Raw genomic sequence first — 5,135 nt, 5'->3', positions numbered from 1 at the left:
CACGAGGCCCGCGCTCACGAGCGCGAACCCCGCCGCCGCGGCCAGGCCCCAGCGCCAGCCGGCGAGGTCGGCCACGGGGGCGGTGACCAGGCGCCCCGCCATCCCGCCGAGCGCCGTGCCCCCGATGTAGAGGCCGAAGGCCCGGCCGTGGGCCGAGGGGTGCAGCTCCTCGCGCAGGTAGGCCGTCGCGACCGCAGGGAGGCCCGCCAGCGTCACTCCCTGCAGCATCCGCAGCCCGAGCAGCACCTCCCACGTCGGGGCGACGGCGCAGGCCAGGGCGACCGCGGTGGCCGACCAGAGGGCGAGATGGATCAGCCGCGTGCGCCCCACGACCTCGGACAGCGGGCCGGCGACCAGGAGAGTGACGGCCAGCGCGGCCGTGGTCAGCGACAGCGCGAGCGTCGCGTGCGTCGGGGAGACGGCGAACGCCTCGACCAGCTCCGGGAGCAGGGACTGCACGTCGTAGAGCAGCACGAAGGTCGCCATCCCGGCAGCGAACATGGCCACCATGATGCGCCGGTAGCCGTCGCTGCCCGGGCGGTGCGGCGCGTGCCCGGCCGCGTCGGTGGGAGTCCGGGGCAGTCCCGTGGTGCTCACCGGTCGATGGTGCGCCACCCGGCGTCATGCGTCCAATGTCGTCCTGCGCTCGAATACATACCTCACACGTATGATGCGGCTCGTGATGATGCGCGACCTCGCGTGGCTGGTGGAGCTCGCCGACCACGGGCACGTGACGGAGACCGCCGCGTCGCTCGGGACCAGCCAGCCGACGCTCTCGCGGGCGCTGGCGCGGCTCGAGGACGAGCTGGGGGTGCGCATCTTCGAGCGGCTGCCGACCGGCGTGGAGCCGACGCCCGACGGCGAGACGGTGATCGAGGCCGCCCGCGACCTGGTCGGCCGGCACGACCTGCTCAGGGCCGCGCTCGCCCACCGCCTCTCGCCGGAGACCGGCCTGGTGCGGCTCGCGTTCCTCGACTCGATGGCGACCACGCTCGTGCCGCGGCTGCTGCGCGCCTTCCACGCCAGCGCCCCCGGGGTGAAGGTGGTGCTGAGCCAGGAGCCCACCCACCACATCCACCGTGACCTCGAGCGCGGCGTCGTCGAGCTCGGCCTCACCATGGACCCCGCTCCGGGGCAGGCCTGGCTGCCGGTGCGCCGCGAGCGGCTCGTGGTGGTGGTGCCACCGACGCACCGGCTCCGGCACCGCAAGAGGGTCGACCTCATCGAGCTCGCCGACGACGAGCTCGTCACCACCCCCGCCGGGTTCGCCCACAGCGCCCTCCTGGAGGGGCTGCTCGCCGAGGCCGGCGTCGACCTGAGGGTGTCCTTCGAGAGCGCCGACCTGGCCACGATCGAGGGGCTGGTCGCGGCCGGACTGGGCGTCGCCGTCGTGCCCGAGGCGTTCGCAGGCCAGAGCGGCTCGATCGGCCTCGCGCTCGCCTCGCCGGGGGCGACGCGCACGATCGGCCTCACCTGGCGCACCGACCGGGCCCTGGCGCCGCCCGCGGAGCGGTTCGTCGCCTTCGTGCGCGCGCGCACGTGGGACGAGGACTGACGCAGGGCACGACAATGACCCGCCCGGGCTGGATCGGGCGGGCCAGTCGCGAAGGGTCAGCCCTTGCGCGGGCCGAACAGGAGGCCGCGTCGCTTGGCGTTGCGCGGCTGCGGGATGGCCGGGGCGGGCCACCACTCGAGGGTCTGGTAGCCGGCGCGGTTGAATCCCTCGCGATAGACGAAGTTGTCCCCGCAGGAGCAGACCCACCGATCGCCGACCTCGTGATCCTCGTCGGCCGAAGGGGCGGTCTCCGTCTGCAGACAGACGTGAATCAGCGTGGAATCCATCGCGCACCTCCCTGGCGTCGACCCGAGCGGATCAATGTCTGCCCATGGTGTGCTCCCGCCGCACCGGGCACCAGAGGCGGCCGTGCAATTACTGGGCTTCTTGATCGAACCTCAAAGATTCCTGCCGACTTCGGCCGGCCGTCGGTCCGGCCTCAGATCCAGCGCCGGAACCAGATCCGGGCGTCCCACTCCGACTTGGTGAGGAGCGCGTCGGTCCAGATCGGCCAGAACCACGCGAAGCCGATCAGCGCCAGCACGGTGTAGCTGCCGGCGACCACGACCCCGAACGTGCGCCGCGGAGTCGGCACGTCGGAGGTGCCGATCAGGTGGCCCATCGCGAGCGCCAGCGAGAGCACCAGGAAGGGGAGGGAGGCGATCGCGTAGAAGAAGAAGATCGGCCGGTCGTCGTAGAGGAACCACGGCAGCCAGGTGCTCGCGAGGCCCGCCACGGCGACGCCGTGGCGCCAGTCGCGCGCACCGATCCAGAGCAGCAGCGAGGCGACCATCGCCAGGCAGCCGCCCCACCAGATCACGGGATTGCCGATCAGCAGGACCTGCCGGATGCAGCTCGACCCCGCGGGTGCCTCGCACCCCTGCGAGCCCGGCTGGATGTCGGTCTGGGCGTCCACCCCGACCGGGCGCCCCATCACCAGCCAGGTCGAGGGCTTGGAGGCATAGATGTGGGTGGAGTCGTTGAGGAAGTGACTGTGGAACGTGTAGACGTCCTGGTGGTAGTACCACAGCGACCGGAGCGACTGGGTGACCTCCCCGAGCCCCTCGGCGTCCGGCTCGCTCGCGGTCGGCCACGCCTTTCCCCCGCCGTACGACGTGTACTGCGTGTTGCTGAACGCCTGCTCGTAGGCGTCCGCATGCATCAGCCAACCGGTCCAGGTGGCGACGTAGGTCACGGAGGCGACCCCGACGAGGGCGAGGAAGGCCGGGAAGGCGTCGAGCACGACCGAGCGCAGCAGCGGGCGGCGCTGCCCGAAGGCGCGGCGCGCGCCGGCGCTCCACACCCACGCGAGCAGGCCGAAGACGGCGAGCGCGTAGACCGCCGACCACTTGGTGCCGCAGGCCAGCCCGAAGCTCACGCCGCCCAGCAGCAGCCAGGGCCGCCACAGGACCCGGCTCGACCCGCCGGCCAGACGGTCACGCAGCCACTGCCGATCGGCGACCACGCAGTGGACACCGCACAGGATGAAGAACGCCAGGAAGATGTCGAGCAGCGCCAGGCGCGACAGCACGAAGTGCAGGCCGTCGATCGAGAGCAGCAGGCCGGCGACCAGGCCCAGCACCGTCGACCCGGTCACCCGCCGGACGAAGCGGCACATCAGCAGCACCATCAGCGCACCGATCACGGCCGAGGCCATCCGCCATCCCGACGGCTCCATCCCGAAGACCTTGATGCCCGCGGCGATCAGCCACTTGCCCACCTCGGGATGGACGATCATCGACGGGGTGTCCTGCCACAGGCCGGTCACGTTGCCGTTGAGGATCGTCTTGTCGGCGTCCTCGACGTAGCTGCGGACGTAGCCGAAGTTGAGCAGCGACCAGGCGTCCTTGGCGTAGTAGGTCTCGTCGAAGGAGAACTGGTGGGGCGTGCCGAGGTGCCACCGACGCAGGAAGAAGGCGAGGCTCGCGAGGCAGATCGCCCCCACCCAGCCGATCAGGGGATCCTCCGACCTCCAGCGCGGACGGTTCCGCTCGGCGGCAGTCGGGCTCACGCGCAGACTCTAGCCAGAGGTCCGAGCGCCCATCTGTGGCGCGCGTGCGCCGGCGGTGGCCACGCCCTTGACGTGACGCCGGACACACCTAGACTCAGGACAACGATTCAGACATGCGAACTGTGTTCGAAATGTCGCCCACCGAGAGGTCGTCATGCCCCGCGCCGCGCTCGCCCTGCTCCTGCTCGTCTGCTCCGCCCTCGTCGGCGGTGCGGCGGGCGCCACCTCGACGGCCGTCGCCGTGCAGGGGCGTACGTGGGTGGTGGACGCGGTCGACGACAGCGCGAGCAACCGGTGGGAGTCCGTCGACACGGGCACCTCGGTCGTCACGATCGGCGTCGGTGACACCGTCGAGTGGCAGTTCGACCGCGCCACCCAGGGCCACGACCTCACGTCGCTGGCGCCGGCCCAGCCCTGGGAGAGCACCTGGTCCCCGCCGCTGTCGGCCTACCGCGACGCGGGCGGCGAGGCGGTGCGCTACACCTTCACCGAGCCCGGCACCTACCGCTACCTCTGCGCGATGCACGGCACCGTCATGTCCGGCACCGTCGTGGTGACCGACGCCGAGGGCAACCAGCCGCCCGCCACGGACCCGGTCGTCGAGCCGACCTCCGGCGCGGCACCGCTGGTCGTCCACGCGACCGCCAACGCGACCGACCCCGACGGTGACGTCGTCGCGGTCTCGTGGGACCCGGGGACGGGCGGCCCGGCGTCGTACACCGACCACGCGATGCTCGAGTACACCGTCCCCGGCCAGTACGTCGTCACGCTCCGCGTCAGCGACGGGCGCGGCGGGCTCACCACGCAGGACTTCCCAGTCACCGTCACCGGCGACGCCCCGCCCACCGACCCGGAGCCGCCGGTGGACGGCGCGCTGCCGGCGATCGACGCGCTCGCCAGTCCCGGGCAGGGCACGGCGCCGCTCGCGGTCGCCTTCTCCACGCAGGTCACCACCACCGGCACGCTGGGCGCCTACTCCGTCGGGCTGCAGGACTACCCCGACCTCGCCGGCTCGGTGACCCTGGTCCGCCGCCGGGGCCAGACCGTCACCACGCTCGAGGCCACCGGCGCCGAGCCGAGCACCGCCCACGCCAACGTCCACGTCCACGAGAAGGCGTGCGGCGACGAGCTCGGCGGCCCGCACTTCCGCTTCGACACCACCTTGCCCTTCGCCGAGGCCAACGAGATCTGGCCGCTCTTCACCACCGACGCGACGGGTGCCAGCGGCCGGGTGGAGGTGGTCAAGCCGCTGCGGGCCGGTCCCGCCGCCGTCTCGCTCGTCGTGCACGACCCCGCCAACGCCAGCCGGCGCATCGGCTGTGCGGACCTCCTCCCGGGCACCGCCGACCTCACCTATGCCTGGGACTTCGGCGACGGCACGACCGGCACCGGCGCCGATCCCGACCACACCTACGCGACCCCCGGCACCTACACCGCCACGGTGACCGTCGCGCACACAGGTGGGCACGCCGGCCACACCGTGATGGCGACCGACACCGTGCAGGTCGTCGTCGCGGGGACCGCCGTCGCTCCACCCGCCGTCGCTCCGCCCGCCGTCGCCCCGGCGGC

At 72.6% G+C, this 5,135-nt stretch carries 5 protein-coding genes; 2 read left to right on the top strand and 3 right to left on the bottom strand.

Annotation, left to right across the window (positions count from 1 at the left end; all coding sequences use genetic code 11):
* On the bottom strand, window positions 1–597 hold a 597-nt coding region (locus JWN97_RS08280; RefSeq protein ID WP_297621214.1), incomplete at its 3' end, for an MFS transporter.
* Window positions 598–682: 85 nt separating this feature from the next.
* On the opposite strand from JWN97_RS08280, the gene JWN97_RS08275 reads away from it, so the two are divergent.
* Complete coding sequence (locus tag JWN97_RS08275; RefSeq protein ID WP_297621216.1) at window positions 683–1,555, top strand: LysR family transcriptional regulator; 873 nt, start codon at window positions 683–685, stop codon at window positions 1,553–1,555.
* A 56-nt stretch (window positions 1,556–1,611) separates the two neighbouring features.
* Here JWN97_RS08275 and JWN97_RS08270 read toward each other — a convergent pair whose 3' ends face one another.
* Both JWN97_RS08270 and JWN97_RS08265 read right to left on the bottom strand, forming a co-directional pair.
* On the bottom strand, window positions 1,612–1,842 hold the full coding sequence (locus tag JWN97_RS08270) for a hypothetical protein (RefSeq protein WP_297621212.1): 231 nt from the start codon (window positions 1,840–1,842) through the stop codon (window positions 1,612–1,614).
* Window positions 1,843–1,994: 152 nt separating this feature from the next.
* The gene (locus JWN97_RS08265) at window positions 1,995–3,566 is read right to left on the bottom strand and encodes a phospholipid carrier-dependent glycosyltransferase (protein WP_297621210.1); all 1,572 of its coding nucleotides are present in this window, start codon (window positions 3,564–3,566) and stop codon (window positions 1,995–1,997) included.
* Window positions 3,567–3,720: 154 nt separating this feature from the next.
* Between JWN97_RS08265 and JWN97_RS08260 the strand changes: the two genes are divergently transcribed.
* The coding region (locus tag JWN97_RS08260; RefSeq protein ID WP_297621208.1) for a PKD domain-containing protein at window positions 3,721–5,135 on the top strand (1,415 nt) is incomplete at its 3' end.

The organism is Nocardioides sp. (assembly GCF_025965415.1).
GTDB lineage: Bacteria > Actinomycetota > Actinomycetes > Propionibacteriales > Nocardioidaceae > Nocardioides.
Note: the sequence above shows the minus strand (reverse complement) of the source record. Positions and strands in the feature narration are given on the sequence as shown.